Genomic DNA, 25,844 nt, shown 5'->3' on the forward strand with positions numbered 1-25,844 from the left:
TGATGCGCGCATGGATTGGCATGATGGCCCTGGCTTGTGCGTTCAGCGCGCAGGCGGCCCCGAAAGTCGCGGTGACGGATCTGGCCTATCAGGAGCGTGTGGAGCAATACATCCACATCGTTTCCGCCCAGAGCAATCATCGCGAGGGTTACTACAGCTCCAGCGGCTCTTCGAGCTACAACGAGATCGAAGCGAGCACCAGCTACATCGAGCAAGGCGAGCTGCGCAAATTCACCGGCGACATCAAGGGTGAAATCCTGCGTACCGGTATGTTCCAGCTGGTGCAGGGCACGCCGTACACCGCGTCGTCCAAGGGTGACGTCTACGACGTGATCAAGCGCATCAAGGCCGGCAACTTCAAAGGCGCCGACTATGTGCTGTTCGGTACCGTGTCCGATATCGACTTCACCCAGGACATCAACGAGCTGGCGAACACCGACAGCTATTCGGCGGTACTGGGCCTGACGCTGGTGGCGGATTTCAGCCTGATCAACACCAAGACCTTCGAAATCACCTCGGCCTTCACCGCGATGGGCGAAGCGCAGGACACCAAACTGGTGAACCACCGCGACATCAAGATCTCGCTGAACCGCCCACGGGTGGTGCGCGACGTGTCCAAGGCGCTGGGTGAAGACGTGGCCGGGCAACTGAGCATGCAGCTTGGTGGCGGCGGTTACGAGCAGCCGCGTGAGGCGCCGCAGCGCAACAATTTGCCGCGTGATACTGCGCCGGTGATCTTGCGCTGATCCTTGGCCGCTCTGCGTCCCAGCCACAAAAAAGGCGACCCGCACAGGTCGCCTTTTTTTGTGCCTGCGCGGTTTATGCTGCCGCTTTACGCAGCGTGGCCATAAACGCCGCAGCGCCGATGAACAGCCCGGCAAACGTGCGGTTCATGCGCTTCTGCTGTTGCGGGGTGCGTAGCAAACGCAGCACCTTCGACGCCAGACCGGTGTAGCCCGCCATGACAATCAGGTCGACGAAGATCATCGTCACACCAATCAGCACATACTGAATCAGCAACGGCGCATGCGGGTTGATGAACTGCGGCAGCACCGCAAGCATGAACACCAAAGCCTTGGGGTTGCTGATGTTCACCAGAAAGCCGCGGAACACCAGCGCCAGCGGCTTGCCGATCGGTCGTACCGTCGCGTCGTCGCTCATGTCCATGGGCAGCGCACGCCATTGCTTGATGGCCAGGTACACCAGATAAGCCACACCGAACCATTTAATCGCGTGGAAGGCGGTGGCCGAAGCGGTCAGGATCGCGCCAACACCGGCGCCGACAATCGCGATCTGCACCGCCAGGCCAATCTGCAGGCCGAGGGCGTTCCAGTAACCGCGCCAGAAACCGTATTGCAGACCGCTGGACATCGACGCAATGGCGCCAGCACCCGGGGACAGACTGATCACCCAGCAGGCGGCAAAAAATGCCAGCCATGTTTGAAGCTCCATCGCACACCTCGCATCTGAATTGTGACAGACGCTCAAGCTAATGCGGATTGGGCCTAAAAGCAAAAGATCGCAGCCTCCGGCAGCTCCTACTTTGGAAAGCGATCCCTGTAGGAGCTGCCGAAGGCTCGGGCCGCGATCGGACGATCTTTTGATCTTGCTGTAAGACTTACTTCTCGAACCCGCTGGAAGGGAATACATCCGTCCCGCGCCAACGTCGCACCGAGCGCTGGAAAAACAAGCTGTTCGGCACCTGCACCATCGCGCTGCCAGTCCCAAGCTCTTCCGCCTCGATCAACGTGGTGTAAAGCAGATTGATCGCCACCACCCGGCCTTTGACGCCAGGCTTGTCCGTGGTGTCCACCAGCTCAACGATATCGCCCAGCCGGAACGGCCCAACCGTGAAGATCAGAATCGCGCAGAGCAGATTCGACAGCACACTCCACATCGCGAAGAACGCCACCGCCGCCACGGCGACGAACCCTGACAGCGCCGTCCACAAAACAGTGGCCGAGACACCGAGGCGTTCCAGAACAAAGATCAGCGCACTGCCCATGATCAGCCAGCGCAACACGCCGCGCAGTGGCATCAGCAACTGCGGCGGGAACGGATAGCGCTCACCCAGGCGGGTCAGACCTTTGGCGACGAAGCGCTGAGTGAGGTAACCGGCCAGCAGGATCAGCAGAATCTGCACCGCGAACCAGATCGGCTCGACCCACTCCGCCGGCAGCGGCAGCTTGAACGCTTCCATCAGGACAGCGCCTCCAGCTCCGCCTGCATGCTTTCCAGCACCTCGAGGGCTTCCATCCACGCCTCTTCCAATTCGCCTTCACGAACCTTCAGCTTGGCCTGTTCGGCGAGCAGATCACGCAATTCATTCTTGCGCGCCGGCTCGTAGATGTCGCTGTCGCCGAGGCTGGCGTCGACCTTGGCCAGTTTCTCGTGAAGCTTGCCCAGCTCGGCTTCGAGTTTGTCGGCTTCACGCTTGTGCGGGGCCAGTTGCTGACGCAACGCAGCAGCAGCCTGACGCTGGGCCTTTTTGTCGGTCTTGTCCGGGTTCACCGGGGTGTTACTGACCGGCGCGTTACGCTGGCGGTACTCCACCAGCCAGCGCGCGTAGTCTTCGAGGTCGCCATCGAACTCTTCGACCTTGCCATCAGCGACCAGGTAGAAGTTGTCGGTGGTGCTCTTGAGCAAGTGACGATCGTGAGACACCACCAGCACCGCGCCGCTGAATTCCTGCAGCGCCATGGTCAGCGCCAGGCGCATTTCCAGGTCGAGGTGGTTGGTCGGTTCGTCGAGCAGCAACAGGTTCGGGCGCTCCCAGGCGATCAACGCCAGGGCCAGACGCGCTTTTTCACCACCGGAGAAATTCAGTACCGGCTCATCAATGCGCGCGCCACGGAAGTCGAAACCGCCGAGGAAGTCACGCAGTGTCTGCTCGCGCTCGGTCGGCGCCAGACGCTGCAAGTGCAATAACGGGCTGGCCTTGGAATCCAGCGAGTCGAGCTGATGCTGGGCGAAGTAGCCAACCACGGTGTTCTCGCCACGGGTCAGGCGCCCGCCGAGCGGTGACAGTTCACCGGCGAGGTTTTTGATCAGCGTCGACTTACCTGCGCCGTTCGGGCCGAGCAGGCCGATCCGCGCGCCCGGGGTCAGTTGCAGCTTGACCTTCTCCAGGATGGTTTTGTCGCCATAGCCCAGACGCGCATCCGACAGGTCGATCAGCGGGCTGGAGATCTTGGTCGACTCGCGGAAGACGAAGTCGAATGGCGAATCGACGTGGGCCGCCGATAGCTCTTCCATCCGCTCCAGTGCCTTGATCCGGCTCTGTGCCTGACGGGCCTTGGTCGCCTGGGCCTTGAAACGGGCGATGTAGCTTTCCATGTGCGCACGTTGCGCCTGCTGCTTCTCGTAGGCCTGTTGCTGCTGGGCCAGACGCTCGGCACGGGCGCGTTCGAACGCGGTATAGCCGCCGCGATACAGGGTGATTTTGCGCTGATCGACGTGGGCCACGTGATCGACGACTTCATCGAGGAAATCACGGTCGTGGGAGATCAGCAGCAAGGTGCCCGGGTAGCTTTTCAGCCACTCTTCGAGCCAGATGATCGCGTCGAGGTCCAAGTGGTTGGTCGGTTCGTCGAGCAACAACAGGTCGGACGGGCACATCAATGCCTGCGCCAGATTCAGACGCATCCGCCAGCCACCGGAGAAATCTCCTACCTGTCGATCCATCTGCTCGTTGGTGAAGCCGAGGCCGGCGAGCAATTTGCGCGCCCGCGCGTCGGCGGTGTAGCCGTCGGCGCTGTCGAGTTCCGAGTGCAGGCGGGCCTGAGCGGCACCGTCGTGCGCCGCTTCGGCGGCGGCGAGGTCACGTTGCACCTCGCGTAGACGCAAATCGCCATCGAGCACATAGTCGACGGCAAGACGCTCAAGGGTCTCGATCTCCTGGCGCATGTGGGCGATGCGCCAGTCAGCCGGCAGGAAGCAATCACCCGAGTCGGGGTGCAGTTCGCCCCGAATCAAGGCGAACAGGCTCGATTTGCCGGCGCCGTTGGCACCGATGAGGCCGGCTTTGTGGCCGGCGTGCAGGGTCAGCTCGGCGTCTTCTAGCAGACGTTGCGGGCCACGCTGTAAAGTCAGGTTCTGAAGTCGGATCATAATGGCGGCGGAGTCTACCAGCTTCGCTCACAACTGGCGCGAGTAGCACGATGTCCTCTGACCTGTGGAGCTTTTCCCTTGCCACCTACGCCCGCCCGGGCGTGGAAGAAGCCTGCCTGCGACTGCAAACGGCGGGCGCCAATGTGTGCCTGCTGCTGTGTGGTTTATGGCTCGAACAACGCGGGGTGATCTGTGATGAACAACGTGTAGGCCAGCTTCAGACGCTGACCGAGCCTTGGGATACCGAGGTGGTACAGCCGCTGCGCTCACTGCGGATGCAATGGAAAGTACGGGCCGTTGATGATGCGGTGCTGAAAGGCATGCGCGAGCAGATCAAATCACTGGAGCTTGAGGCTGAGCGAGCGTTGCTGTCACGGCTTGAAGGAGTGGCGCAGGAATGGGCGCTAAACGATGCAGGCTCGAAGACCTGGCTTGAAGGATTGGCCGGCATGGCGGCCAGCCCGAACCGCGACGCGCTGCAAGTGCTGCGCGTCGCGGCAACCGGCACTTAGGAAGCGCTGGTCGGGTTGTTGCTGACGCTCGACGCAGCGGCTGGCGATGGCGCAGTCGAAGGAGTCGAGGTGGTGGCGGCTGGAGCAGCGGCGGCTGGCGTGGCCGGAGTGGCTGGCACGGCAGGCTTGGCAGCTGGAGTGGTAGCCGGTTTGGCGGCAGCTGGTTTGGCAGCGGCAGGCTTTTTCACGGCCGGTTTGGCAGTTGGTTTGGCGGCCGGTTTTGCAGCAGCAGGCTTGGCAGCAGTGGTCGCTGGTTTAGCAGCGGCGGCTGGCTTGGCGGCGGCTTTCACTGCTGGTTTTGCCGCCGGCTTGGCGGCAGGTTTTGCCGCGGTTTTTACAGCGGGTTTAGCGGCAGCCGGTTTGGCGGCTGGCTTGGCAGCGGCGGTTTTGGCAGCAGGTTTTGCGGCTGGTTTCGCCACAGCTTTCGCCGCAGGTTTAGCGACCGGTTTGGCAGCTGCAGCTTTCGCGGGAGCAGCTTTGCTCGCGGCTGGTTTTGCAGCCGGTTTGGCGGCGGCCGTTCTAGCGGCTGGCTTGGCAACAGCTGGTTTTGCAGCAGTGGTTTTAGCCGCCGGTTTGGCAGCGCTCGCGGCAGCCGGTTTTTTCGCCGCAGGTTTGGCCGCGGTTTTGGCAGCTGGCTTGGCCGCCGCTTTCACCGGTGCCTTGGCAGCAGGTTTGGCCGCCGGTTTTGCAGCAGGTTTAGCCGCTGCGGTTTTCGCTGCAGGTTTAGCCGCTGCAGCCGGTTTGGCAGCCGCTTTCTTCGCCGGTGCCGCTGCCGGTTTGGCGGCGCGGGTGGACAGTACTTTGCCCACGGCTTCTTGAACACGACCCACACCCTGGGCCAGTTTCAGGCTTTCCTGGGCATCGCGCTTGAGTTGCAGAATGTAGCTGCGAGTGTCGGACTGACGATCCTTCAAGGCATCGAGCAGGTCTTCCAGTTCTTTCACTGCGGCCTTGGCTTTGTTCTGCGCCTTGGCTTTACCGGCAGTGGCTGCGTCCTGCAACTTGGTGCGGGATTTGTGCAGTTTTTCTTGCGCCTTGCCGCGTTGCTTTTCCAGTTTGGCGAGCAGTTTTTCAGCATCAGCCAAGGCTTGGGAGCAAGCGTTTTCCAGATGCTCGAGCAGGCTGCCCGAGAGTTGTTGGAGTAAGTGCAACGGAGTATTTACAGGCTTCTTGGTGGCCGACATGGTTTACCTCCTGGCTGACGTGAGTGCGGCTCATACTAGACCTCTGCAGTTACCGCCGCTAGGGCATCTTGACAGTATCGATTGCGTTGCGTTGCACCGAATCGAAAATGTTCTGCGCGAAGTCAAAAGCAGTTCACCGTTGCAGACGTTCGCGCTGGCATAATCCACCGCATCTCAGGACGGAGTGTGCCCATGTCGCGCTACTTTTTTTTATCCCTCTGCATGGTTTTTTCGGCCGTTCACGCTGACGAAAAAAACACCGCGAACGATGCTCACGATCTGGCCTACAGCCTCGGTGCCAGCCTCGGTGAACGGCTGCGTCAGGAAGTCCCGCAACTGCAGATTCAGGCGCTGGTCGATGGCTTGCAGCAAGCCTACCAAGGCAAGCCGCTGGCGCTGAGTGAAGCACGTATCGAACAGATTCTGGCCGATCATGAAGCGCAAAACGCCGAGCACTCTGCACAGCCTTCAAGTGATGCGGCGATGGAAAACGAGCAACGTTTTCTCATCGCTGAAAAAGCCAAACCGGGTGTTCAGGAACTGGCTGACGGCATCCTGCTCACCGAGCTGACAGCGGGTACCGGTGCCAAGGCTGGCCCCGATGGAAAAGTGCAGGTGCTGTACGTCGGACGATTGCCGGATGGCACCGTGTTCGATCAGAACACTCAGCCGCAATGGTTCAACCTCGACAGCGTGATTGCCGGCTGGCGCACCGCGTTGCAGAACATGCCGGTAGGCGCGAAATGGCGCCTGGTGATTCCATCGGATCAGGCCTATGGCGCTGACGGTGCCGGTGACCTGATTGCGCCGTTCACACCGCTGGTGTTTGAAGTGGAATTGCGTGGTGCGACGAGTTGATCGGGCAATAAAAAACGGTGCGCTTTCGGGCGCACCGTTTTTTTTGATCAGGGTTCGGGATCAGGCCTGAACCGGATCTTCTTCCTTGTGTGCTGTGTGCAGCACTTCAATCAGGCAGTCTTCAAGTTCGAAGCGTTCGTGGAGCAGGCCACCTAGCTCTTTGAATTTCTCTGCAACGCATTTGCCCTCATCGCACAGGTCGTTGAAGGCTAGAAGCTTCTCGGTAATGACATCGATGCGCGGATAAATCGTCTCGGCGAGTTCCAGCCCACGCTTGTCGTTGAAAGCCTTGGCTTCACCCGTCAGCTGTTCGTAGATTTCGAAGTGCCCGGCCGAGACGTAATCGACCAGCACACCGCAGAATTCCTGCAGAGGCTTGCGGTTCTCGGAGAGCGACTCAGGCTGTGCACCGAGTTTGTCGTAGGCACCGATCAGCTCTTCACGCTCTTGCAACCAGCGGTCGATCAGCAGATGAACCCCACCCCAACGTTCCTGAGCATTCTGACAACTTTCGAGCATGGCGATCTCTCTTCCCTTGTGGGTCATGCTGCTCTACACCCGCGCCCCTCTTTTGATTCTGGCTTGGGGGTCGGCCGGGCAGAGCGTCATCGAGCAACATAAATCCAATGACACGTGCGGGCCAGATTATGCCCGCACGCCTATGGCTTCAAGGTACGCAGGAGATAAAGTTCATACAAGTGTTTAATCCCGCAACAGCACCGGGTGCGACGCTTGGCCGCTGAGCGGGCGTTGCAGAGCACTCCATACCAGCCGCAACAATTGATACACCGCCAGAATCGATACCGCGACAAAGAACAGCAGGCTCCACTCCGGGATACTCAGGTCGAACAGCGTCCAGGAAATTTCCGCACAATCGGTACCGCCGCTAAACATTGTTTGCAGGGCACAGATCCATGGCAGACCACTGAACAAGGCCTCGGGAGCAGGCGAGCAATTGAGCAGGTGCAGCATCGGATCGCTCTGTATCAGTACCTGCCGCCAGGCCGCCGTGGTCCCACCCAGGCTGGCGCCCAGGGTCAACAGCCAGTAGAACCACAAACCAACACGTTTGGGACCGTGCACCGCCGCCAGACCACTGACTACGCACAGGAGCGTGAGGAACAGGCGCTGCACCAGACACAGGCTGCACGGCGTCAGGCCGACTGCATATTCAAGATAATAGGAAGCTCCCAGAGCAAAGGCCCCCGCAGTGAAAGCCATGAAGAACAAGGAGCGTGAGCAGGCCAACGACATGGCTTTTCCGTAACAGTAGAGACAGACGGTTACGGTAGAGGAAAGCGTGTCAGCCTTTCAAGGCAAGGCCCTGCCGACAGTTCACCAGAGGTGTAGGGAAAACCCGACAGGATCGAGAGGAATTGGTGTAGACCGCTGTAGGAATTTGCTTCAGGCGCTCAACGAAGTGGAAAATTCAGCCACAAAAGGTAAGCGAGGGAGCGAACTCCCTCGCCACTTCAGACTTGGGCCGGAGCCGGCAACGGCGCGGCCAGCAGGCGCTCGTCCAGCAGACCAAGGCCTTCCTGGAACAACTGATTGCTGCGCTCGGTATCGCCCAACTGGGCGAGCAGGCGCGCCAGTTCCGCACACGCCTCGGGATTGCGCTGCAAACGCAGACTGCTTTCCAGGTAATCCCGTGCCTTGCCCCACAGACTGGTTTGCAGACACAGTCGGCCGAGGGTCAACAGCAGGCTTGGATCGTTCGGATGCTCCTTCAGCCAGCCTTCGGCGGTTTGCAACTGGCGGGCCGGATCGCTGCCGCGCACCAGCCCGTAGAGACGGGCCAGATGGCTGTCGTACTTGCGTTTGAGGGCAGTGCGCAGCACTTCTTCCGCTTCGACCTGGGCGCCCAACTGCCGCAACTGTTCGGCGTACGCCAACACCAGCGGCGGCTCCTGCCGTTGCGCCGAAGTGAGCTGCTCCCAGGCGCGCGTGAGCGACTGCAAACCCACGCTGCCATCCTCTTCCCGTTGCGCAGCCAGCGAGAGGTTTTCACCCCAGGCGCGGCGCTCGAGTTCAGCCAGTTCGGCGCGCGGCAGGACTTTGTCCTTGCGCAATTCCGGCAGCAAACGAATCACCGCCGACCATTCGCCGCGCTGCTGGTACAAGCGCTGCAACTGACGCAACGTCTGCGCATTGTGTGGATGGCGATCGTGCATCGCTTGCAGCGTCACCAAGGCACCGTCGGTGTCGCCACGGTCAGTCTGCAACTGCGCATGACTCAAAGCGATGGCCAGCTCCGCCTGGGGCTGACGCTCGAGCGCCCGTTCCAGCAAACGATCGCACTCTTCGTAAAGACCTTGCTCGTTGGCTGCGCGGGCAGCACCGAGGTAGTACAGCAATGGCTGGCGCTCGGCTTCAGCCGCTCGAGACAGGTGACGCTGAGCGCTGGCCCAGCGACCTTCGGCCAGATCCAGTTGACCGTGCTCGATCGCCACCTGTACGCGCCGACTGCGGTTGCGGCGCGACCATGGGTTGACCACGCCACTGGAGGCCATGACCAATTCGACCAGTGCCTTGATCCCCCAGATCAGCAGCCACAACACCGCGATGACCGCCAGCGTCGCCCACAGGCTGGACTCGTAGCGGAAGCTTTTGTAGGCCACCAGCACGTAACCGGAATGCTCGGCAATCGCCAGACCCAGCGCCGCTGTCGCCGCGATCACCAGAAACACGATCACATACAGGCGCTTCATGGCGTGGTCTCCTGCGCGGTGTTGGCGGCAGGCTTGGCGAAGGGTTTCACCGACTCTTCGGCGTTAACGTTGCGCCGTTCAAGGTAGGCTTGCACCGCACTCAGCGTGCCGGCCAGATCCGGCGTGGTGACCGTGACCGGTTCCTTGCTCAACTCACCGACCTGCTCGAGCATCACTTTGCTTTGCGGATTGTCCGGGTTGAAATTGCCCTTGAGCACATCGCGCGCTTCGGCCAGCGCCTGGGTATAGACCGGCGCCTGACCGTTGAGGGCTGCCCACTGTGCCTGCTCAAGCGCAAGGCTCAGGGCCAGACGCACCTGACTAAGGCTCTGCCCGGCCAGCAGCGGCCGCACATTCTTGTCGGCATTGAAATCGATACGGATATAGCGCGAGACCTGATCCCACCACTGCGCCCAACGACTGGCGCCGTCACCGTCAGCGGTCAGGCCCAGCAGCGATTCGCCACGATCCTTGTACTCCGGCGCAAGCTCGGTGAGGTCGATGACTTGATCACGCAACGCGCCGAGGCGCAGGAACAGACCGGTGCGATCCGGTTGCGAAGTACTGCGCAGCGCCACCAGGGTTTTCGCCACTTGCTCGCGGGCGGCAAAAGAGCCTGGATCGTTTTGCTCACGGAGAATTTCGTCAGCGCCCTGGACCAGCGCCTGAGCGCTGCTGATGTCCTGTAAAGCCGACAAACGCAGGCTGGCCAAGCGCAGCAAATGCTCTGCCTCGGCCAGACGCCAGTCCTTGCGACTGGCGCCCAGCACCGTTTCCAGACGTTGATTGAGGCGCTGTTGATCACCTTGAAGCTGCGTCACCAGACGCTGGCGCTCGGCAAGTTCGTCGGCACCCGGCAGCTGCGCGAGGCGCTCGGTCAGACGCTGTTCATTGAGCTTCAGGCTTTGCGCCTGATCGTTCAATGCCTGCACTTCACCGGACTGCTGTTGAGTGTTGGTCTGCAGGTGACGAACCTGCCAGACACCCCAGCCGCCGATCGCAACACCGGCAGCACCGAGCAACAAAGCGACGATGGCCAGTCCATTGCCTCGGCGCGGCTCTGTGGCCGGCGGTGGAGTTTCAACCTGGGGTTCAATCACAGGCTGGACGTCATCTTTTGGCAAGGCTGTTTCGCTCACGTATCCATCCTTTGCATTAGAAAACGGGTTCGGGATACACCCGCAACGCCGTCAGCAAAGCCGCGGCACTCGCGCCGCGGCAATCCACAACTGTTTGAGCCCCGGCGGCACGTGCCAGCTCGGCGACCCTTGGGCTTGGTACAAACAACGGCAACGGCGCGATAGTCGGCCAGGCATCGCCGGACATTTGGCGCAGGTGCTCGAAACCCTGTCCACTGCTGACCACCAGCCCGTTCAAGCGTTCCGCTTCGATCCGCCGTGGCAGCTCATCCGGGGCATAGGCTGGCAGGTCGCGTCGATACAATTCCAGATACTCGACACTAGCACCTAGCTCACGCAAGCGCTCGGCGAGCAGTTCACGCCCACCCTCCCCGCGCAAGATCAACACCTGCGCGCCGGGCTGACTGACCGCCTCACGCAGACGCGGCAATTGCAGCAAGGCTTCGCTGTCATCGCCGGCGGCCGGGAAGTTCGCGTCCAGACCGTGATCCAGCAAAATCTGCGCAGTCGCCGCGCCGACACTGAACCACGGCATCGTCAGCGCAGATGCACCTTCGAGCAGATCCAGCGCAATACGCGCCGCCGGTTTGCTGACGACAATCACTGCACTGCAACTTGGCAACTGCGTAATCGCCTGACGAATTTTCTCAGAGACTGGCAGCGGGACAATGTCCAGAAGCGGCAAACTGCTACTGAAAACGCCCTGCCCGGCCAACGTCTGCGCCAGCGCCGCACAGTCTTCCGCGGGGCGCGTCAGCAGCAGGCGCCAACCGGTCACTCGTGACCTGCCTCGCCGTAGACCGCTTTGAGAATGTCGTCGGCACCCTGGCTGAGCAGGTCTTCGGCGACCTTCACACCCAGTGCTTCGGCATCGGCCCGTGGCGCGCGCGCTTGGGCGCTGAGCAGCTTGCCGCCGCTTGGCTCACCGACCAGACCACGCAACCACAACTGTTCGCCTTCGAGCACGGCATAGCAGGCGATCGGCACTTGGCAGCCGCCATTCAAATGTTTGTTGAGGGCACGCTCGGCGGTGACGCGCGACGAGGTGTCGGCGTGATGCAGCGGTGCGAGCAAGGCGTGGATTTCGGTGTCGGCGCTGCGGCATTCGATGCCGACTGCACCTTGGCCACCGGCCGGCAGGCTGTCATCAACACTGATCGCCGAAGTGATGCGATCTTCGAAGCCGAGGCGGATCAGGCCGGCGGCGGCGAGGATGATCGCGTCGTACTCACCGGCATCGAGTTTGGCCAGGCGAGTGTTGACGTTGCCGCGCAGAAAGCGGATCTGCAGATCCGGACGACGGGTGAGCAACTGTGCCTGCCGACGCAGACTCGACGTGCCGACAATGCTGCCGGCAGGCAATGCTTCCAGGCTGGCATACGTATTGGAAACGAAGGCATCACGCGGATCTTCACGCTCGCAGATGCAGAACAGGCCGAGGCCGTCCGGGAAGTCCATCGGCACATCTTTCATCGAGTGGACGGCGATGTCGGCTTCGTTTTCCAGCAGCGCAGTTTCCAGTTCCTTGACGAACAGGCCCTTGCCACCGATTTTCGACAGTGGCGAATCGAGCAGCTTGTCGCCGCGACTGACCATGGGCACCAGCGTCACCAGCAGGCCCGGGTGGGCCGCTTCAAGACGGGCTTTGACGTATTCGGCCTGCCAGAGGGCAAGCGCACTTTTACGGGTGGCGATGCGGATTTCGCGAGAGGACATGGATCAATCCGTACTGAATAGATACGGCGGATAATAACAGCTCAGCCAAATCCTCTTTGACTTGAATCAGAGTCGGCGCGGCCTCCCTGGCCCGCAGTGCCTGGTAAAAAGGAGCTGGAGCTGTCCGGAATGACCGGGTTACAGGCCCTGCATCATCTTGCGCACACCGGCCACGTGCCGACGACTGACGATCAGCGCGTCACCATTTAGACCCTTGAGAAACAGCTGGAAATGCCCCAGCGGCGTACGCTGCAGACGTTCGATGCGGTCGCGGGCGACCAGCGCGTTGCGATGGATACGCACAAAGCGCTCGCCGAATTCGTCTTCGAGGGCCTTGAGCGGCTCATCCAACAGCACTTCACCGGCCTCGTGGCGCAGGGTCACGTACTTGTGGTCGGCGATAAAGTAGACCACCTGATCCAGCGGGATCAGTTCGATGCCTTTGCGGGTGCGGGCGCTGATATGGCTGCGCGGGCCGTTGCCGCTTTCAGCAGCAGGACGGGTCAGGGCCGAGAGTTGCGCCCGATTGGGACGTTCAGCCCGTTTCAGGGCGTCATGCAGATGTTCGGTTCGCACGGGTTTCACCACATAGCCCACGGCGCTGGCCTGCAGGGCTTCCACGGCAAATTCATCGGGGCTGGTGCAAAACACCACGGCCGGCGGCGTTTCACGTTCGCACAAACGGGCAGCAACCTGCAGGCCATCGAGACCCGGCATGCGGATATCGAGCAGCACGATATCCGGCTTGTGGCTGTCGATCAGTGCCAACGCCTCTTCGCCATTCGTGGCGCCGGGCTCCAGAACTGTATAACCCTCGAGCTCGCTCACCATTCGGCTGAGGCGCTCGCGAGCCAGTGGTTCGTCATCAACGATCAGGACATTCATATTGCGCTGGATTCCTGCGTGAGTCTCGCACAAGGATAGCGTAGACAGGTGAAGTGACGTCCGTCACCGCGATCCACGCTAAGACTAGCCCGAGCGCCAAAAAGTGCCGTACGTCGGCCAGCAATATTTGCCAGTGTCCGGGTCGTACTGCTCAAAGCCCGCTGTTTCCTGCGTTTCTCACGGGGTTTGCCGAAGGACAAAACACCCACCCCCTCTTCTTATAGTCGCCGGCCAGACCTTTGCGCGATCCAGAGCCGCGTCGACCCTTATGTCCAACTGTAGACGCTCGCCGGGCCGATATTGCTCAATCGAAAAATATCCTTGTGCAAATCCCCCGGCACCAGCGGCCACTATGGCTGACGCAATGAGAAAAAAACGTATCGACCAGTGTCAGCGACAGGATTGGCAACCCTGTTATTATCCGCGCCAGCGTTTCACGCCTTCTTTCTTCAAGCCGATACGAGCGAATTCATGAGCACTGACAAGACCAATCAGTCCTGGGGCGGCCGCTTCAGTGAACCCGTCGACGCCTTCGTCGCCCGCTTCACCGCCTCCGTCACTTTCGACCAGCGCCTGTATCGCCACGACATCATGGGCTCGATCGCCCACGCCACCATGCTGGCCAAGGTCGGCGTGCTGACCGATGCCGAGCGCGACAGCATCATCGACGGCCTGAAGACCATTCAGGGCGAAATCGAGGCCGGCCAGTTCGACTGGCGTGTCGACCTCGAAGACGTGCACATGAACATCGAAGCACGCCTGACCGACCGCATCGGCGTTACCGGTAAAAAGCTGCACACCGGCCGTAGCCGTAACGACCAGGTCGCCACCGACATCCGCCTGTGGCTGCGTGACGAAATCGACCTGATCCTCGCCGAGATCACCCGCCTGCAGAAAGGCCTGCTGGAGCAAGCCGAGCGCGAAGCCGCGAGCATCATGCCGGGCTTCACCCACCTGCAGACCGCGCAGCCAGTGACCTTCGGGCACCACATGCTGGCCTGGTTCGAAATGCTCAGCCGCGACTACGAGCGTCTGGTCGACTGCCGCAAGCGCACCAACCGCATGCCGCTGGGCAGCGCCGCGCTGGCTGGCACCACCTACCCGATCGACCGCGAATACACCGCGCAACTGCTGGGCTTCGACGCCGTGGGCGGCAACTCGCTGGACAACGTCTCCGATCGCGACTTCGCCATCGAATTCTGCTCGGCCGCGAGCATCGCGATGATGCACTTGTCGCGCTTCTCCGAAGAGCTGGTGCTGTGGACCAGCGCGCAGTTCCAGTTCATTGATCTGCCGGACCGCTTCTGCACCGGCAGTTCGATCATGCCGCAAAAGAAAAACCCTGACGTACCGGAGCTGGTACGTGGCAAGACCGGCCGTGTGTTCGGTGCACTGATGGGTCTGCTGACCCTGATGAAAGGCCAGCCGCTGGCCTACAACAAGGACAACCAGGAAGACAAAGAGCCGCTGTTCGACGCCGCCGACACACTGCGCGATTCGCTGCGTGCCTTTGCCGACATGATCCCGGCGATCAAACCGAAACACGCGATCATGCGTGAAGCGGCGCTGCGCGGTTTCTCCACCGCGACCGACCTGGCAGATTATCTGGTGCGCCGTGGTCTGCCGTTCCGTGATTGCCACGAAATCGTCGGTCACGCGGTGAAGTACGGCGTCGACACTGGCAAGGATCTGGCCGAGATGAGCCTGGAAGAACTGCGTCAGTTCAGCGATCAGATCGAGCAGGACGTGTTTGCCGTGCTGACCCTGGAAGGCTCGGTGAATGCTCGTGACCATATCGGCGGCACTGCCCCGGCGCAGGTCAAGGCAGCGGTGGTGCGCGGTCAGGCGCTGATCGCTAGCCGCTAAAAGCCAAAAGCTTCGCGAGCAGTCTCGCTCCCACAGGGGATTTTTGTCGGCCACAAATTTTGTGTTCAACAAAAATCCAAATGTGGGAGCGAGCCTGCTCGCGAAGGCTTCCTTCAGAGCGCTATAAAACTCATTTCTTGGCAGCGATCATCGCCAAAAACGCCGGCATCGCAGCTTCCTTGTCTGCCGCGATCTTCTGCACATGCGGATTCTGCTCCAACCGCTCCAGCAGCGCCTTCGCCTGTGGCATCTCCGCCAGCAGATCAATCCCGAACAGCTTCTGCCCGACCGCACAGGCCAGCGGCACGCTGTAGAGGAAATACAAATCGGCAATGCTCAGACTGGCGCCCGCCACGTACGGAGAAAATTTTCCGTGTCGTCCCAGCGCGGCGAAACCCAGCTGCAATTCAGTCTTGGTCTTTTCCTTGATCGCCTCCGGCAGGGTCATGCCGAAGAACGCCTCGCCGTAACAAGCGCGCCCCGGCAACTCGATGTACAGCTCGATTTCCTTGGCAATCGCCAGTACCTGCGCGCGCTGGAACGGATCGCTCGGCAGCAGTGGTGTGCCTTTCTGGGTCTGTTCGAGGTATTCGAGGATGATTGCGGTTTCGTTGATAAAACCAGCGTCTACACCCAGCACCGGCACTTTGCCGCGCGGGCTGATGGCCAGAGACTCCGGTGTCTGCGTCGGGTAGAACGTGACCTCTTCGAACGGCAGGCCTTTTTCCAGCAGTGCCAGTTTGACCATGTTGTAGTAGTTGCTGACTGAGAATCCGTAGAGCTTGAACATCACATAGCCTCCAGGCCGTGCGGGGTGGGCAGTGCCTGTTTATAGATCGCTCAAGCCTTTCCCGCCAGCAGCATCACACCGCTGAATGCGGGTAAACTGGCGCCTTTCCATAAGGAGCCTGCCATGAGCGAGCCGACAGACATCGACAACGACGAAGAAGAGTTCACCGAGGCTACCTTGATCGAAGCCATCGAGAACCAGATCGAAAGCGACAACCCGCCAGCGGCCAAAGCGACCTTCAACAAGCTGACCCTGGTGGGTGTCGAGCGCGAAGAAATCCTCAATCTGATGGCTCACGTGCTGGCTTACGAAATCGACGCGATGCTCGATGAAGACCGTGCGTTCAATACCGAATGGTACGAAGCGGCGCTGCGCGCTTTACCAGAGTTGCCACCCGAAAAGCAGTAAGCCCCGATCCTGTAGGAGTGAGCCTGCTCGCGATAGCGTTCTGTCAGTGAAAAAGATGCTGACAGGCACTCCGCTATCGCGAGCAGGCTCACTCCTACAATGTTTGTAACGTATCCATCCAGCCAACTCCCGCCTCCCGACTACACTGCAATCCGCCTCAAGACAAAATCCCTGATCTGAGCACTGGACATGCCGCAAAAGCGGGTTCACCTTAGGGACGCTGTCGTCCAATTCCTAGAAAGTCTGGAGTCCTTATGTCGCTTACCCCTGAGTTGGTTGCCGAACTGGAAGTCCTCGCACTCTTCAACCTGGACAGTTCCCAGGAAGGTCTGAAAATTCATCAGACCGCTGCCCCGAAACACATCGCCGCCGCCAAACGCCTCTTTGAAAAAGAACTGACCGACCAGCCCGATGGAGGGTATCTGACCAGCCTCGGTCGCGATGCCGCACAAAGTGTGCAAACCGTGCTGACCATTCTGAGAGAGCAGGAAACCGCCTGATTCCCCCTGACTTTGCCCACGGGAACTCCTGCCACGGGATTTCCGCGGGCTTGCCCGGCCACCCGCGATAGAAATCTGACGTCAAAAAACAAATTCAGCTTAAAAGTCCCGCTGCGCAAAGGCTAAACTGCCTCCCATTCCGAGACCCTCTTCGTCCGAGCTTGCGAGCCGGTTTGAGCTGACATGACGCGCACCCACGAAATCCGCCCCGACCTGGACGAAGGCATCGACCGCAAGGTACTCAGCCAGCTACGCGCGCGCTTTCTCAAACTCAATGAAGGCCGCCTCGGTCGTGCCCTTGAAGGGCTGTCGACACGCCAGCAAAGTGTGTTGACGCTGTTGCCGCTGTTCTTTCATGTTAATCACCCGCTGCTGCCGGGATACGTATCGGGCAGCACGCCGGCCGGCCTGTCGAATTACGAGCCGGACGCCAACACCCTCGCCGAAGCGCAACGCCTGACCCGTTCGTTTTCCTACAAGCCGCGCCACGGCAGCAATCCGCCGCGACCGATTCACGGCCTGTTCCTGATGGGCAGCCTTGGCACGCTGGCACAGGCCGATCAGAGTGACATGGACGTGTGGGTCTGCCACGCGCCGGACTTGAACGAAAGCGAGCTCGCCGAACTGCGCAAAAAATGCCAGCTGCTGGAAGCCTGGGCCGCGAGTCAGGGCGCCGAAGCGCATTTTTTCCTGATCGACCCGGAGCGCTTCGTCAAAGGCGAACGCGACACCCAGCTCAGCTCGGAAAACTGCGGCAGTACTCAGCACTATCTGCTGCTGGACGAGTTTTACCGCACCGCGATCTGGCTGGCCGGGCGCACACCCATTTGGTGGCTGGTGCCGGTTTACGAAGAAACCGCGTACAACCTTTACACCCACACCCTGCTGTCTAAGCGTTTTATCCGGGCCGACGAGACCCTCGACCTCGGTCATCTGGCGCGGATTCCGCCGGGCGAATTCATCGGTGCCGGATTGTGGCAGTTGTTCAAGGGCATCGAGTCACCCTACAAATCAGTGCTCAAACTGTTGCTGACCGAGGTCTATGCCAGCGAACACCCGCAGGTGCAATGTCTGAGCCTGCGCTTCAAAAAAGCCGTGTTCGCCAATCAGCTCGATCTCGATGAGCTGGATCCGTACATGGTCGTGTACCGGCGTATCGAGGAATACCTCACCGCGCGCAACGAGCCGGAACGGCTGGAGCTGGTTCGTCGCGCGTTGTACCTGAAGGTCAACCGCAAGCTCACCGGCAATAGCCGCACCCAGAGCTGGCAACGCACGTTGCTGGAACGGCTGGCCAGCGAGTGGCATTGGGATCAGCGGCAGCTGACGCTGCTCGACAGCCGCAGTCAGTGGAAAGTCCGCCAGGTCAGCGCCGAACGCCGCGCGCTGGTCAATGAGCTGAACTACAGCTATCGCTTCCTGACCCAGTTCGCCCGCACAGAACAAACCGTCAGCCTGATCAATAAACGCGATCTCAATGTGCTGGGGCGCCGGCTCTACGCAGCCTTCGAACGCAAGGCCGACAAGGTCGAGTTCATCAACCCCGGCATCGCCCCGGATCTGGCCGAAGACACCCTGACCCTGGTGCAATCACGCAATAAAAAGGAACCGGGACAAACCCAGTGGGGCCTGTATAACGGCAGCCTCACGGCACTTGAGTGGGAACATTTTGCGCCAATCAAGCGCAGCCGCGAGTTACTGGAGCTGTTGACCTGGTGCCACCGCAACGGCGTGATCGACAGCAGCACCCGCCTGGCCCTGCATCCCGGCACCAGCGACCTGAGCGAGTTCGAGCTGTTCAACCTGCTCGGCAGCCTGCAACAGTGCATCGCCCTGCCCTTGCCCACAGTCGCGGAAGAACCGTTGCTGCGTGCAGCGGTGCCAAGCGAAGTGCTGATTTTGGTCAACGTCGGCGTCGACCCGCTCAAGCATCACCGCGACCTCAATATCCTGATGACCACCGAGCGCACCGACTCGCTGAGTTACGCCGGGGTGCGCGAAAACCTCGTGCTGACCCTGGATCAGGTCACGCTCAATAGCTGGAACGAAGTACTGGTCAACCGCTTCGACGGCCCGCATGCCCTGCTCGACTGCCTACGCGATTACCTCAACAACCTGCCGCGCGGGCCGTTGCAGCCGTCATTGAAGGTGCGCTGCTTCTGCCACAACCGCGCGCAGTTCATTGCCCGTCGCGTTGAAGAAATCATCGACACCGCGCAGAACCTGTTGCTCAGCGAGTTGAACCATCGCTACCTGATTCAGGTGCAGCAGCATTATCACGTGCTGGAATTGGTGCCGGGCCAGGTCAACCATGTGGCGCTTGCCACCCTGCCGGCCCTGCTCGATTACCTTGGCGAAGAACAGCCGCGCTACAGTCCGCTGCACCTGGATCCCATGGCACTGGAAGATCACGACCTTGCGCTGATCCTGCCGATGGGTCAGCCGGAGTGCATTCAAGTGTTCTATCGGATCACCGAGCAGCAGGCCGAGCTGTACGTGCTGGATGAGTTCAACGCGCTGTGGCAGCAACATTTGCCCTATCACGACGAGCAGAGTCTGTTGGTGCCGTTGCAACGCTTCCTGCAATCGATTCTGTTCCGCCGCGAAGCCGTGCTGCCGATGGACGCCGGTCCCGACGGCCGTCTCGAAACTTTGTATTACCAGTTATTGCCTTCAGGTCCGGGACGTGCGCGCCGGGTCGAAGCGCGGCCGGCACCGCAGACGCCAGTGAACAAGCCGTTCTACGACGTGCAGGCGATCGTCGGCAAAGCCGCTCCGGGCGAAGTGCAGGTCACGCTGTATTGCAATCAACGGGAATTCAGCGAACTGGAACATGGCGACCAGCTGTTCAGCGTGGTCGCCCGGGAGATCGTCGAGCAGCGCCGCGAGAGCGAACGCTATCGCTGCTACATCACCGACCTCGACCTTTCCGGCCTGCTCGGTGACGGGCAGAGTTCAAGCAATCTGTATCTGCGCTACAAGGCTGACCTGGAGCGCGCTCTGAACGAGGCACTCGAACAGGTCTGAGGCGGGCTTACTCGCGGAATTCACCGCCGTTGGCCGGCTGCGATTCGACTTCAAGCAAGGTCAGTTTGAGGGTCTTGCCACCCGGAGCCGGCCAGTCGATGTGCTGACCGACCTTGAGGCCCAGCAGTGCGCTGCCGACTGGCGCCAGAATCGAGATCTTGCCTTCATCGGCGTTGGCGTCCTTCGGATAGACCAGCGTCAGGTGGTAATCCTTGCCACTGCCTTCTTCGCGGCAATGCACACGGGAATTCATCGTCACGACATCGGCGGGCACTTCATCGTGACCGACCACGGTGTCGGCGCGGTCCAGCTCGGTTTGCAGCGCAATCACGCCCGGCGCAGCCTGGTCTTTATCGTTCAGGTTGTCGATCAAGCGTTCCAGACGTTGCACGTCCAGACGGGTAAGGGTGATGGAAGGTGCGGTCATGATCCGGGCAGACTCCTTTCTTCTGCACACAAAAAAAGCAAAACCCCGCCAAAAAAGACGGGGTTTTCACCAGGCCTCGATGGGTTGAGGCGTGTTCGGACACTATCACAGCTCAAAAAATATACAAGTCACGCCCCGCCGCACTGTTTGCGCTGCGACGCCTGCGCGCAAATCACACGTCGCCGGTCATCGTCTGCCGAGCGCCATTCGCGAATGTCCTCGACATGGCGGAAGCAGCCGAGGCAGACCTTCTGCTCATCCAATCGGCACACACCGCTGCACGGCGAAGGCACTGCCGGGCTGATGTTGCTGTAAAGCGGCTTCGGTGGACGAACGGGAGCGGTGTCAGTCACGGAATCACAGACCTTCGAAGTCGAATTCGGCGCCGGCCTGCTGCTTGACGATGCGCTCGAGCATTTCGCCCAGTTGCTCTTCGCTCTTGTCGCACATCCAGCGCTCGCTTTCTTCGTCGTAGTCGAAGTGGAAACCACCGGACACCGCCGCCAGCCACAGCTGACGCAGCGGCTCCTGGCGGCTGAAGATCAGCTGCGAGCCGTTTTCGAACTTGACGGTCAGCACACCGGCCGAACTTTCCAGATCGATGTCCAGGTCGCTCTCGTCAAAGATGTCTTCCAGTTTTTCCTGGGTTTCATCGACCAGATCGTGGAAACGGGCTTCGGACAAACTCATTGCGGCAACCTCAAAAAATGTCTGATCAGGCACAAGCGCCGAAAGATACGGACGCTGCTGGCCGATTGCAAAGATTAACGACCAAGCACCGGTCAGGGCATCGAACACCCAACCCTGTGGGAGCGAGCCTGCTCGCGAATGGCCGGCACATTCAACATTATTGTTGCCTGACACACCGCCATCGCGAGCAGGCTCGCTCCCTCAGGGTTACCAGTGCTCACGGACAAGCCCCGCCGGACGGGAACCCCCTCGCATAGGCAAGCTGCCGGGTGGCCGGTATACTCCGGCGCAATTAACGCATTTTCAAGGATTTCGCCATGAAGCGCCTGATCTCTTCCCTTGCTGCGCTCGTCGCGGTTGCCTGCCTCGTTTCGGCCTGTGGTCAAAAAGGCCCGCTGTACCTGCCGGATGACGATCAGGACCCGGCCGAGCAAGCCCAGTCTTCGCAGAAGCAGCCGTCCAAAGCACACAAGCACGACGTTTACCAATAAGGGATCGCCATGGACGCTTTTAACTACCGTGGCGGGGAGCTGTTCGCGGAAGGTGTGGCGCTGTCCGCCATCGCCGATCGTTTCGGTACGCCCACCTACGTCTACTCCCGCGCGCACATCGAAGCCCAGTATCTGGCCTATGCCGATGCGTTGGCCGGCATGCCGCACCTGGTGTGCTTTGCGGTCAAGGCCAACTCCAACCTCGGCGTACTGAATGTCCTGGCCCGTCTCGGTGCCGGTTTCGACATCGTTTCCCGTGGCGAGCTGGAACGCGTTCTGGCCGCTGGCGGCAGCGCTGACAAGATCGTCTTCTCCGGTGTCGGCAAGACCCGTGACGACATGCGTCGCGCCCTCGAAGTCGGCGTGCACTGCTTCAACGTCGAATCCACCGACGAGCTGGAGCGCCTGCAAGTGGTCGCCGCCGAGCTGGGCGTTCGCGCCCCGGTATCGCTGCGGGTGAACCCGGACGTCGATGCCGGCACCCACCCTTACATTTCTACCGGTCTCAAAGAGAACAAGTTCGGCATCGCCATCGCCGACGCCGAAGACGTGTACGTGCGCGCCGCGCATCTGCCGAACCTGGAAGTGGTCGGTGTCGACTGCCACATCGGCTCGCAACTGACCACCCTGCCACCGTTCCTTGATGCGCTCGATCGCTTGCTGGATCTGGTCGATCGTCTCGGCGACTGCGGCATTCACCTGCGCCACATCGATCTCGGTGGTGGTTTGGGCGTGCGCTATCGCGATGAAGAGCCTCCATTGGCTGCCGACTACATCAAGGCTGTGCGCGAGCGCTTGAACGGACGTGACCTGGCGCTGGTGTTCGAGCCGGGCCGTTTCATCGTCGCCAATGCCGGCGTGCTGCTGACGCAGGTCGAGTACCTCAAGCACACCGAACATAAAGACTTCGCCATCGTCGACGCGGCGATGAACGACCTGATCCGCCCGGCGCTGTATCAGGCGTGGATGGACGTCACTGCGGTCAAACCGCGTGACACCGCTGCGCGCAAATACGACATCGTCGGCCCGATCTGCGAAACCGGTGACTTCCTCGCCAAGGACCGTGAATTGGCCCTGGCCGAAGGCGATCTGCTGGCCGTGCATTCGGCCGGTGCCTACGGTTTTGTGATGAGTTCCAACTACAACACCCGCGGCCGTGCTGCCGAAGTGTTGGTAGACGGTGATCAGGTTTTTGAAGTGCGCCGCCGCGAAACCGTGGCCGAGCTGTTTGCCGGCGAAAGCCTGCTGCCGGAGTAACCCATGCTGCTGCGTTTTACCAAAATGCACGGCTTGGGTAATGACTTCATGGTTCTCGACCTGGTCAGCCAGCACGCGCATATTCAGCCAAAGCACGCCAAGCAGTGGGGCGACCGCCACACCGGCATCGGTTTCGACCAGTTGCTGATCGTTGAGGCACCGAGCAATCCGGACGTGGATTTCCGTTACCGGATCTTCAATTCCGATGGCTCGGAAGTCGAGCAGTGCGGCAACGGTGCGCGCTGCTTTGCACGCTTCGTGCTCGACAAGCGTCTGACCGCCAAACGGCAGATTCGCGTCGAGACCAAGGGCGGCATCATCGAACTGGACGTGCGTAACGACGGCCAGATCGGCGTGAACATGGGCGCCCCGCGTCTGGTGCCAGCGGACATTCCGTTCGAAGCGCCGGCGCAGGCCATCAGCTATCAGCTGGAAGTCGACGGCACCACGGTCGAACTGGCCGCCGTGTCGATGGGCAACCCGCACGCCGTGTTGCGCGTGCAGGACATCAACAGTGCACCGGTGCATGAACTGGGACCGAAAATCGAACACCATCCGCGCTTCCCCGCGCGCGTGAATGTCGGTTTTCTCCAGGTCATCGACCGTAACCGTGCGCAGTTGCGCGTGTGGGAACGCGGTGCCGGGGAAACCCAGGCCTGCGGTACCGGCGCGTGTGCAGCGGCTGTCGCTGCGATCAGCCAGGGGTGGATGGATTCGCCGCTATTGATCGACCTGCCAGGCGGGCGCCTGTCCATTGAGTGGGCAGGCCCTGGCCAACCGGTGCTGATGACCGGTCCGGCAGTGCGTGTATACGAAGGACAAGTACGTCTTTGAGTGAGCAGAAACCATGACCGATAAGCCTCAGGTACCCGCCCGACAGTCCGACGAATCAGCGTCCGAGAGCCTGGAGGCGGCAGCGGTTGCCGCATACCTGGAGGCTCATCCGGACTTCTTCGTCGAGCACGAAGAACTGCTGCCCGCCCTGCGCATTCCTCACCAGCGTGGCGATACCGTTTCGCTGGTCGAGCGGCAGATGACCATTCTGCGCGACCGCAACATCGAGATGCGCCATCGCCTCTCGCAATTGATGGACGTCGCCCGCGACAACGATCGACTGTTCGACAAGACCCGCCGTCTCATACTGTCCCTGATGGACGCCGCCAGCCTCGAAGACGTGGTGATCAGCGTCGAAGACAGCCTGCGCCAGGATTTTCAGGTGCCCTTTGTCAGCCTGATTCTGCTCGGTGACAACCCGGCACCGGTCGGTCGCTGGGTCACTCACGCCGACGCACAAGTCGCCATCGGTGGCTTGCTCACCGAAGGCAAAAGCGTCAGCGGCAGCCTGCGTGAGCATGAACTGGACTTCCTCTTCGGCGAAGAACAACGCAAGCAGATCGGCTCCACTGCCGTGGTCGCGGTCAGCCATCAAGGCATCCACGGCATTCTGGCGATCGCCAGCCGTGATCCGCAGCACTACAAGAGTTCGGTCGGTACGCTGTTCCTCAGCTATATCGCCGAAGTCATGGGCCGTGTGCTGCCACGGGTCAATAGCTCCCTGCGCTCGGTACGCTGAGCATGGAACGGCAACTGGACGCTTACTGCGAACACCTGCGCAGTGAGCGACAGGTGTCGCCGCACACGCTCTCGGCCTATCGCCGCGACCTCGATAAAGTCCTTGGCTGGTGCGTCAAACAGAACATCGGCAGCTGGGCGGCGCTAGACATTCAGCGCCTGCGAAGCCTGATCGCCCGTCTGCATGCGCAGGGCCAATCCTCGCGCAGTCTCGCGCGGCTGCTCTCGGCAGTACGCGGGCTCTATCACTATCTGAATCGCGAAGGTCTTTGCGACCACGATCCGGCGACCGGTCTGGCGCCGCCGAAGGGCGAACGTCGCCTGCCGAAAACCCTCGATACTGATCGCGCACTGCAACTGCTTGAAGGGGCGGTCGAGGATGATTTTCTTGCGCGGCGCGATCAGGCGATTCTTGAGTTGTTCTATTCTTCCGGCCTGCGCCTTTCCGAACTGACCGGACTCAATCTCGATCAACTCGACCTCGCCGATGGCATGGTTCAAGTCCTCGGCAAGGGCAGTAAGACCCGGCTGCTGCCGGTGGGCAAAAAGGCCCGCGAAGCACTGGAACAATGGCTACCGTTACGGGCCATGACCAACCCCGCAGACGACGCCGTGTTCGTCAGCCAGCAAGGTCGGCGCCTCGGCCCGCGGGCGATTCAGGTGCGAGTGAAACTGGCCGGCGAACGCGAACTGGGGCAGAACTTGCACCCGCATATGCTGCGCCACTCCTTCGCCAGCCACTTGCTGGAATCCTCGCAGGACCTGCGCGCGGTGCAGGAACTGCTCGGCCATTCGGATATCAAGACTACGCAGATCTACACCCACCTGGACTTCCAGCACCTGGCGGCGGTCTACGACAGTGCCCACCCACGGGCTAAACGCATGAAAGGCGATGATTCATGAGCATCCAGTTGATCACCTTCGACCTCGACGACACCTTGTGGGACACCGCTCCGGTGATCGTCAGCGCCGAAGCGATATTGCGCGAATGGCTGAGCGAACATGCGCCGAATCTGGGCGCCGTGCCGGTGGAGCATTTGTGGGGGATTCGTGAGCGGGTGCTGGCCAATGAGCCGGGGCTGAAACATCGCATCAGCGCGCTGCGCCGGCGGGTGTTGTTTCATGCAATGGAAGACGCCGGGTACGCCCATGGTGAAGCAACCGACCTGGCAGACAAGGGCTTTGAAGTGTTTCTGCATGCTCGGCATCAGATCGAAGTGTTCCCTGAAGTCGAACCAGTACTGGAGATTCTCGCCAATCACTATGCGCTTGGCGTGGTCACCAATGGCAATGCTGATGTGCGTCGATTGGGCCTGGCGGACTACTTCAAGTTTGCGTTGTGCGCAGAAGATATCGGCATCGCCAAACCGGATGCTCGGTTGTTCCACGAAGCCTTGCAGCGCGGTGGCGCTACAGCCGAAACCGCCGTACATATTGGTGATCATCCGGGCGATGACATCGCTGGAGCACAACAGGCGGGGTTGCGGGCAATCTGGTTTAATCCGGCGGGGAAAGTCTGGGAAGCGGATCGTCTGCCGGATGCCGAGATTCGCAGCCTGAGTGATTTGCCAGCCGTACTCGCACGCTGGAATGCCACCTCGAACTGACACCGTTCCCTTGTAGGAGTGAGCCTGCTCGCGATAGCGGTCTGTCAGTCAACCCAGATGTATCTGACACACCGCTATCGCGAGCAGGCTCACT

28 protein-coding genes and 1 pseudogene are annotated in these 25,844 nt (G+C 60.8%); 13 read left to right on the plus strand and 16 right to left on the minus strand.

Annotated elements, in window-relative coordinates:
• The first annotated feature begins 2 nt into the window (after positions 1-2).
• On the plus strand, positions 3-746 hold the full coding sequence (locus HU754_RS29120; RefSeq protein WP_122604515.1) for a penicillin-binding protein activator LpoB: 744 nt from the start codon (positions 3-5) through the stop codon (positions 744-746).
• A gap of 73 nt (positions 747-819) precedes the next feature.
• On the opposite strand, the gene HU754_RS29125 is transcribed toward HU754_RS29120, so the two are convergent.
• From HU754_RS29125 to HU754_RS29135, 3 genes are all read right to left on the minus strand, one after another.
• Complete coding sequence (locus HU754_RS29125; protein WP_186620119.1) at positions 820-1,452, minus strand: LysE family transporter; 633 nt, start codon at positions 1,450-1,452, stop codon at positions 820-822.
• Positions 1,453-1,618: 166 nt separating this feature from the next.
• Positions 1,619-2,200, minus strand: coding sequence for a mechanosensitive ion channel family protein (locus HU754_RS29130; RefSeq protein WP_093429732.1), 582 nt, complete (start codon positions 2,198-2,200; stop codon positions 1,619-1,621).
• Entirely contained in the window at positions 2,200-4,110 is a 1,911-nt protein-coding gene (locus HU754_RS29135; protein WP_186620123.1) for an ATP-binding cassette domain-containing protein, read from the minus strand. Before HU754_RS29135 ends, HU754_RS29130 begins: the two co-directional genes overlap by 1 nt.
• Positions 4,111-4,160: 50 nt before the next feature.
• On the opposite strand from HU754_RS29135, the gene HU754_RS29140 reads away from it, so the two are divergent.
• Positions 4,161-4,622 (plus strand): TIGR02444 family protein, encoded by a 462-nt coding sequence (locus HU754_RS29140; protein WP_186620125.1) that lies wholly within the window; start codon positions 4,161-4,163, stop codon positions 4,620-4,622.
• Here the strand turns inward: HU754_RS29140 and HU754_RS29145 are convergent.
• Complete coding sequence (locus HU754_RS29145) at positions 4,619-5,806, minus strand: AlgP family protein (protein WP_186620126.1); 1,188 nt, start codon at positions 5,804-5,806, stop codon at positions 4,619-4,621. The genes HU754_RS29140 and HU754_RS29145 overlap by 4 nt on opposite strands.
• Positions 5,807-5,998: 192 nt before the next feature.
• Between HU754_RS29145 and HU754_RS29150 the strand changes: the two genes are divergently transcribed.
• Positions 5,999-6,664, plus strand: coding sequence for an FKBP-type peptidyl-prolyl cis-trans isomerase (locus tag HU754_RS29150; RefSeq protein WP_116254262.1), 666 nt, complete (start codon positions 5,999-6,001; stop codon positions 6,662-6,664).
• Between the two features lie 60 nt (positions 6,665-6,724).
• On the opposite strand, the gene rsd is transcribed toward HU754_RS29150, so the two are convergent.
• The 8 genes and pseudogenes from rsd to HU754_RS29920 all read right to left on the minus strand — a co-directional run.
• Positions 6,725-7,183, minus strand: a complete 459-nt coding sequence (gene rsd, locus HU754_RS29155; protein WP_093429727.1) for a sigma D regulator — start codon at positions 7,181-7,183, stop codon at positions 6,725-6,727.
• 183 nt (positions 7,184-7,366) lie between these two features.
• Positions 7,367-7,918 (minus strand): disulfide bond formation protein B, encoded by a 552-nt coding sequence (locus HU754_RS29160; protein ID WP_093429726.1) that lies wholly within the window; start codon positions 7,916-7,918, stop codon positions 7,367-7,369.
• Positions 7,919-8,136: 218 nt separating this feature from the next.
• Positions 8,137-9,375 (minus strand): heme biosynthesis protein HemY, encoded by a 1,239-nt coding sequence (locus tag HU754_RS29165; protein WP_186620127.1) that lies wholly within the window; start codon positions 9,373-9,375, stop codon positions 8,137-8,139.
• A complete protein-coding gene (locus tag HU754_RS29170; RefSeq protein ID WP_093429724.1) occupies positions 9,372-10,514 on the minus strand; it encodes a uroporphyrinogen-III C-methyltransferase in 1,143 nt (380 codons plus the stop codon). Before HU754_RS29170 ends, HU754_RS29165 begins: the two co-directional genes overlap by 4 nt.
• Before the next feature lie 16 nt (positions 10,515-10,530).
• The gene (locus HU754_RS29175; protein ID WP_186620128.1) at positions 10,531-11,292 is read right to left on the minus strand and encodes a uroporphyrinogen-III synthase; all 762 of its coding nucleotides are present in this window, start codon (positions 11,290-11,292) and stop codon (positions 10,531-10,533) included.
• Positions 11,289-12,230 carry a hydroxymethylbilane synthase gene (gene hemC, locus HU754_RS29180; protein ID WP_186620129.1) on the minus strand — a complete coding sequence of 314 codons (942 nt, stop codon included), beginning with the start codon at positions 12,228-12,230 and terminating at the stop codon, positions 11,289-11,291. Before hemC ends, HU754_RS29175 begins: the two co-directional genes overlap by 4 nt.
• Before the next feature lie 138 nt (positions 12,231-12,368).
• The gene (locus tag HU754_RS29185; RefSeq protein ID WP_093429721.1) at positions 12,369-13,115 is read right to left on the minus strand and encodes a LytR/AlgR family response regulator transcription factor; all 747 of its coding nucleotides are present in this window, start codon (positions 13,113-13,115) and stop codon (positions 12,369-12,371) included.
• A pseudogene (locus tag HU754_RS29920) lies at positions 13,112-13,252 on the minus strand (sensor histidine kinase); the annotation flags it as partial. The gene HU754_RS29185 and the pseudogene HU754_RS29920, both read right to left, overlap by 4 nt.
• A gap of 334 nt (positions 13,253-13,586) precedes the next feature.
• Here HU754_RS29920 and argH point away from each other — a divergent pair.
• The gene (gene argH, locus HU754_RS29190) at positions 13,587-14,981 is read left to right on the plus strand and encodes an argininosuccinate lyase (RefSeq protein ID WP_095049356.1); all 1,395 of its coding nucleotides are present in this window, start codon (positions 13,587-13,589) and stop codon (positions 14,979-14,981) included.
• 130 nt (positions 14,982-15,111) lie between these two features.
• On the opposite strand, the gene HU754_RS29195 is transcribed toward argH, so the two are convergent.
• Positions 15,112-15,771 (minus strand): glutathione S-transferase family protein, encoded by a 660-nt coding sequence (locus tag HU754_RS29195; protein WP_186620130.1) that lies wholly within the window; start codon positions 15,769-15,771, stop codon positions 15,112-15,114.
• A 123-nt stretch (positions 15,772-15,894) separates the two neighbouring features.
• Here HU754_RS29195 and HU754_RS29200 point away from each other — a divergent pair, with 123 nt between their 5' ends.
• From HU754_RS29200 to HU754_RS29210, 3 genes are all read left to right on the plus strand, one after another.
• Complete coding sequence (locus HU754_RS29200) at positions 15,895-16,179, plus strand: hypothetical protein (protein ID WP_007911108.1); 285 nt, start codon at positions 15,895-15,897, stop codon at positions 16,177-16,179.
• 254 nt (positions 16,180-16,433) lie between these two features.
• A complete protein-coding gene (locus HU754_RS29205; protein WP_047596728.1) occupies positions 16,434-16,679 on the plus strand; it encodes a TIGR02647 family protein in 246 nt (81 codons plus the stop codon).
• A 183-nt stretch (positions 16,680-16,862) separates the two neighbouring features.
• The gene (locus tag HU754_RS29210) at positions 16,863-19,706 is read left to right on the plus strand and encodes a class I adenylate cyclase (RefSeq protein WP_186620131.1); all 2,844 of its coding nucleotides are present in this window, start codon (positions 16,863-16,865) and stop codon (positions 19,704-19,706) included.
• Positions 19,707-19,713: 7 nt separating this feature from the next.
• Here the strand turns inward: HU754_RS29210 and rnk are convergent, their stop codons facing one another.
• The 3 genes from rnk to cyaY form a co-directional block, all read right to left on the minus strand.
• Positions 19,714-20,133, minus strand: a complete 420-nt coding sequence (gene rnk, locus HU754_RS29215; RefSeq protein WP_186620132.1) for a nucleoside diphosphate kinase regulator — start codon at positions 20,131-20,133, stop codon at positions 19,714-19,716.
• A 128-nt stretch (positions 20,134-20,261) separates the two neighbouring features.
• A complete protein-coding gene (locus tag HU754_RS29220) occupies positions 20,262-20,486 on the minus strand; it encodes a DUF1289 domain-containing protein (RefSeq protein WP_093429716.1) in 225 nt (74 codons plus the stop codon).
• A gap of 4 nt (positions 20,487-20,490) precedes the next feature.
• Entirely contained in the window at positions 20,491-20,823 is a 333-nt protein-coding gene (gene cyaY, locus HU754_RS29225) for an iron donor protein CyaY (RefSeq protein WP_077575013.1), read from the minus strand.
• 317 nt (positions 20,824-21,140) lie between these two features.
• On the opposite strand from cyaY, the gene lptM reads away from it, so the two are divergent.
• From lptM to HU754_RS29255, 6 genes are read left to right on the plus strand one after another with little or no spacing between them, the layout of a single operon-like run.
• Complete coding sequence (gene lptM, locus HU754_RS29230) at positions 21,141-21,314, plus strand: LPS translocon maturation chaperone LptM (RefSeq protein ID WP_007911098.1); 174 nt, start codon at positions 21,141-21,143, stop codon at positions 21,312-21,314.
• A 9-nt stretch (positions 21,315-21,323) separates the two neighbouring features.
• Positions 21,324-22,571 carry a diaminopimelate decarboxylase gene (lysA, locus tag HU754_RS29235; protein ID WP_064389521.1) on the plus strand — a complete coding sequence of 416 codons (1,248 nt, stop codon included), beginning with the start codon at positions 21,324-21,326 and terminating at the stop codon, positions 22,569-22,571.
• Positions 22,572-22,574: 3 nt separating this feature from the next.
• The gene (dapF, locus tag HU754_RS29240; RefSeq protein WP_008084573.1) at positions 22,575-23,405 is read left to right on the plus strand and encodes a diaminopimelate epimerase; all 831 of its coding nucleotides are present in this window, start codon (positions 22,575-22,577) and stop codon (positions 23,403-23,405) included.
• A 13-nt stretch (positions 23,406-23,418) separates the two neighbouring features.
• On the plus strand, positions 23,419-24,144 hold the full coding sequence (locus tag HU754_RS29245) for a DUF484 family protein (RefSeq protein ID WP_064116398.1): 726 nt from the start codon (positions 23,419-23,421) through the stop codon (positions 24,142-24,144).
• 2 nt (positions 24,145-24,146) lie between these two features.
• Entirely contained in the window at positions 24,147-25,046 is a 900-nt protein-coding gene (gene xerC, locus HU754_RS29250) for a tyrosine recombinase XerC (protein ID WP_007950060.1), read from the plus strand.
• Positions 25,043-25,750, plus strand: coding sequence for an HAD family hydrolase (locus tag HU754_RS29255; RefSeq protein ID WP_186620133.1), 708 nt, complete (start codon positions 25,043-25,045; stop codon positions 25,748-25,750). Before xerC ends, HU754_RS29255 begins: the two co-directional genes overlap by 4 nt.
• Positions 25,751-25,844 lie beyond the last annotated feature (94 nt).

Origin of the sequence: Pseudomonas zeae (assembly GCF_014268485.2) — a bacterium.
In the GTDB taxonomy this organism is placed as follows: domain Bacteria; phylum Pseudomonadota; class Gammaproteobacteria; order Pseudomonadales; family Pseudomonadaceae; genus Aquipseudomonas; species Aquipseudomonas neuropathica.

Coding starts and splice junctions, on each gene's coding strand:
- HU754_RS29255 (WP_186620133.1), top strand. CDS start 25,043: ATGAGCATCCAGTTGATCACCTTCGACCTCGACGACACCTTGTGGGAC.
- HU754_RS29210 (WP_186620131.1), top strand. CDS start 16,863: ATGACGCGCACCCACGAAATCCGCCCCGACCTGGACGAAGGCATCGAC.
- HU754_RS29140 (WP_186620125.1), top strand. CDS start 4,161: ATGTCCTCTGACCTGTGGAGCTTTTCCCTTGCCACCTACGCCCGCCCG.
- lptM (WP_007911098.1), top strand. CDS start 21,141: ATGAAGCGCCTGATCTCTTCCCTTGCTGCGCTCGTCGCGGTTGCCTGC.
- lysA (WP_064389521.1), top strand. CDS start 21,324: ATGGACGCTTTTAACTACCGTGGCGGGGAGCTGTTCGCGGAAGGTGTG.
- rsd (WP_093429727.1), bottom strand. CDS start 7,183: ATGCTCGAAAGTTGTCAGAATGCTCAGGAACGTTGGGGTGGGGTTCAT.
- HU754_RS29185 (WP_093429721.1), bottom strand. CDS start 13,115: ATGAATGTCCTGATCGTTGATGACGAACCACTGGCTCGCGAGCGCCTC.
- HU754_RS29245 (WP_064116398.1), top strand. CDS start 23,419: ATGACCGATAAGCCTCAGGTACCCGCCCGACAGTCCGACGAATCAGCG.
- HU754_RS29130 (WP_093429732.1), bottom strand. CDS start 2,200: ATGGAAGCGTTCAAGCTGCCGCTGCCGGCGGAGTGGGTCGAGCCGATC.
- hemC (WP_186620129.1), bottom strand. CDS start 12,230: ATGTCCTCTCGCGAAATCCGCATCGCCACCCGTAAAAGTGCGCTTGCC.
- HU754_RS29200 (WP_007911108.1), top strand. CDS start 15,895: ATGAGCGAGCCGACAGACATCGACAACGACGAAGAAGAGTTCACCGAG.
- rnk (WP_186620132.1), bottom strand. CDS start 20,133: ATGACCGCACCTTCCATCACCCTTACCCGTCTGGACGTGCAACGTCTG.
- HU754_RS29205 (WP_047596728.1), top strand. CDS start 16,434: ATGTCGCTTACCCCTGAGTTGGTTGCCGAACTGGAAGTCCTCGCACTC.
- HU754_RS29120 (WP_122604515.1), top strand. CDS start 3: ATGCGCGCATGGATTGGCATGATGGCCCTGGCTTGTGCGTTCAGCGCG.
- HU754_RS29195 (WP_186620130.1), bottom strand. CDS start 15,771: ATGTTCAAGCTCTACGGATTCTCAGTCAGCAACTACTACAACATGGTC.
- argH (WP_095049356.1), top strand. CDS start 13,587: ATGAGCACTGACAAGACCAATCAGTCCTGGGGCGGCCGCTTCAGTGAA.
- HU754_RS29150 (WP_116254262.1), top strand. CDS start 5,999: ATGTCGCGCTACTTTTTTTTATCCCTCTGCATGGTTTTTTCGGCCGTT.
- HU754_RS29135 (WP_186620123.1), bottom strand. CDS start 4,110: ATGATCCGACTTCAGAACCTGACTTTACAGCGTGGCCCGCAACGTCTG.
- HU754_RS29125 (WP_186620119.1), bottom strand. CDS start 1,452: ATGGAGCTTCAAACATGGCTGGCATTTTTTGCCGCCTGCTGGGTGATC.
- dapF (WP_008084573.1), top strand. CDS start 22,575: ATGCTGCTGCGTTTTACCAAAATGCACGGCTTGGGTAATGACTTCATG.
- HU754_RS29145 (WP_186620126.1), bottom strand. CDS start 5,806: ATGTCGGCCACCAAGAAGCCTGTAAATACTCCGTTGCACTTACTCCAA.
- HU754_RS29160 (WP_093429726.1), bottom strand. CDS start 7,918: ATGTCGTTGGCCTGCTCACGCTCCTTGTTCTTCATGGCTTTCACTGCG.
- xerC (WP_007950060.1), top strand. CDS start 24,147: ATGGAACGGCAACTGGACGCTTACTGCGAACACCTGCGCAGTGAGCGA.
- HU754_RS29165 (WP_186620127.1), bottom strand. CDS start 9,375: ATGAAGCGCCTGTATGTGATCGTGTTTCTGGTGATCGCGGCGACAGCG.
- cyaY (WP_077575013.1), bottom strand. CDS start 20,823: ATGAGTTTGTCCGAAGCCCGTTTCCACGATCTGGTCGATGAAACCCAG.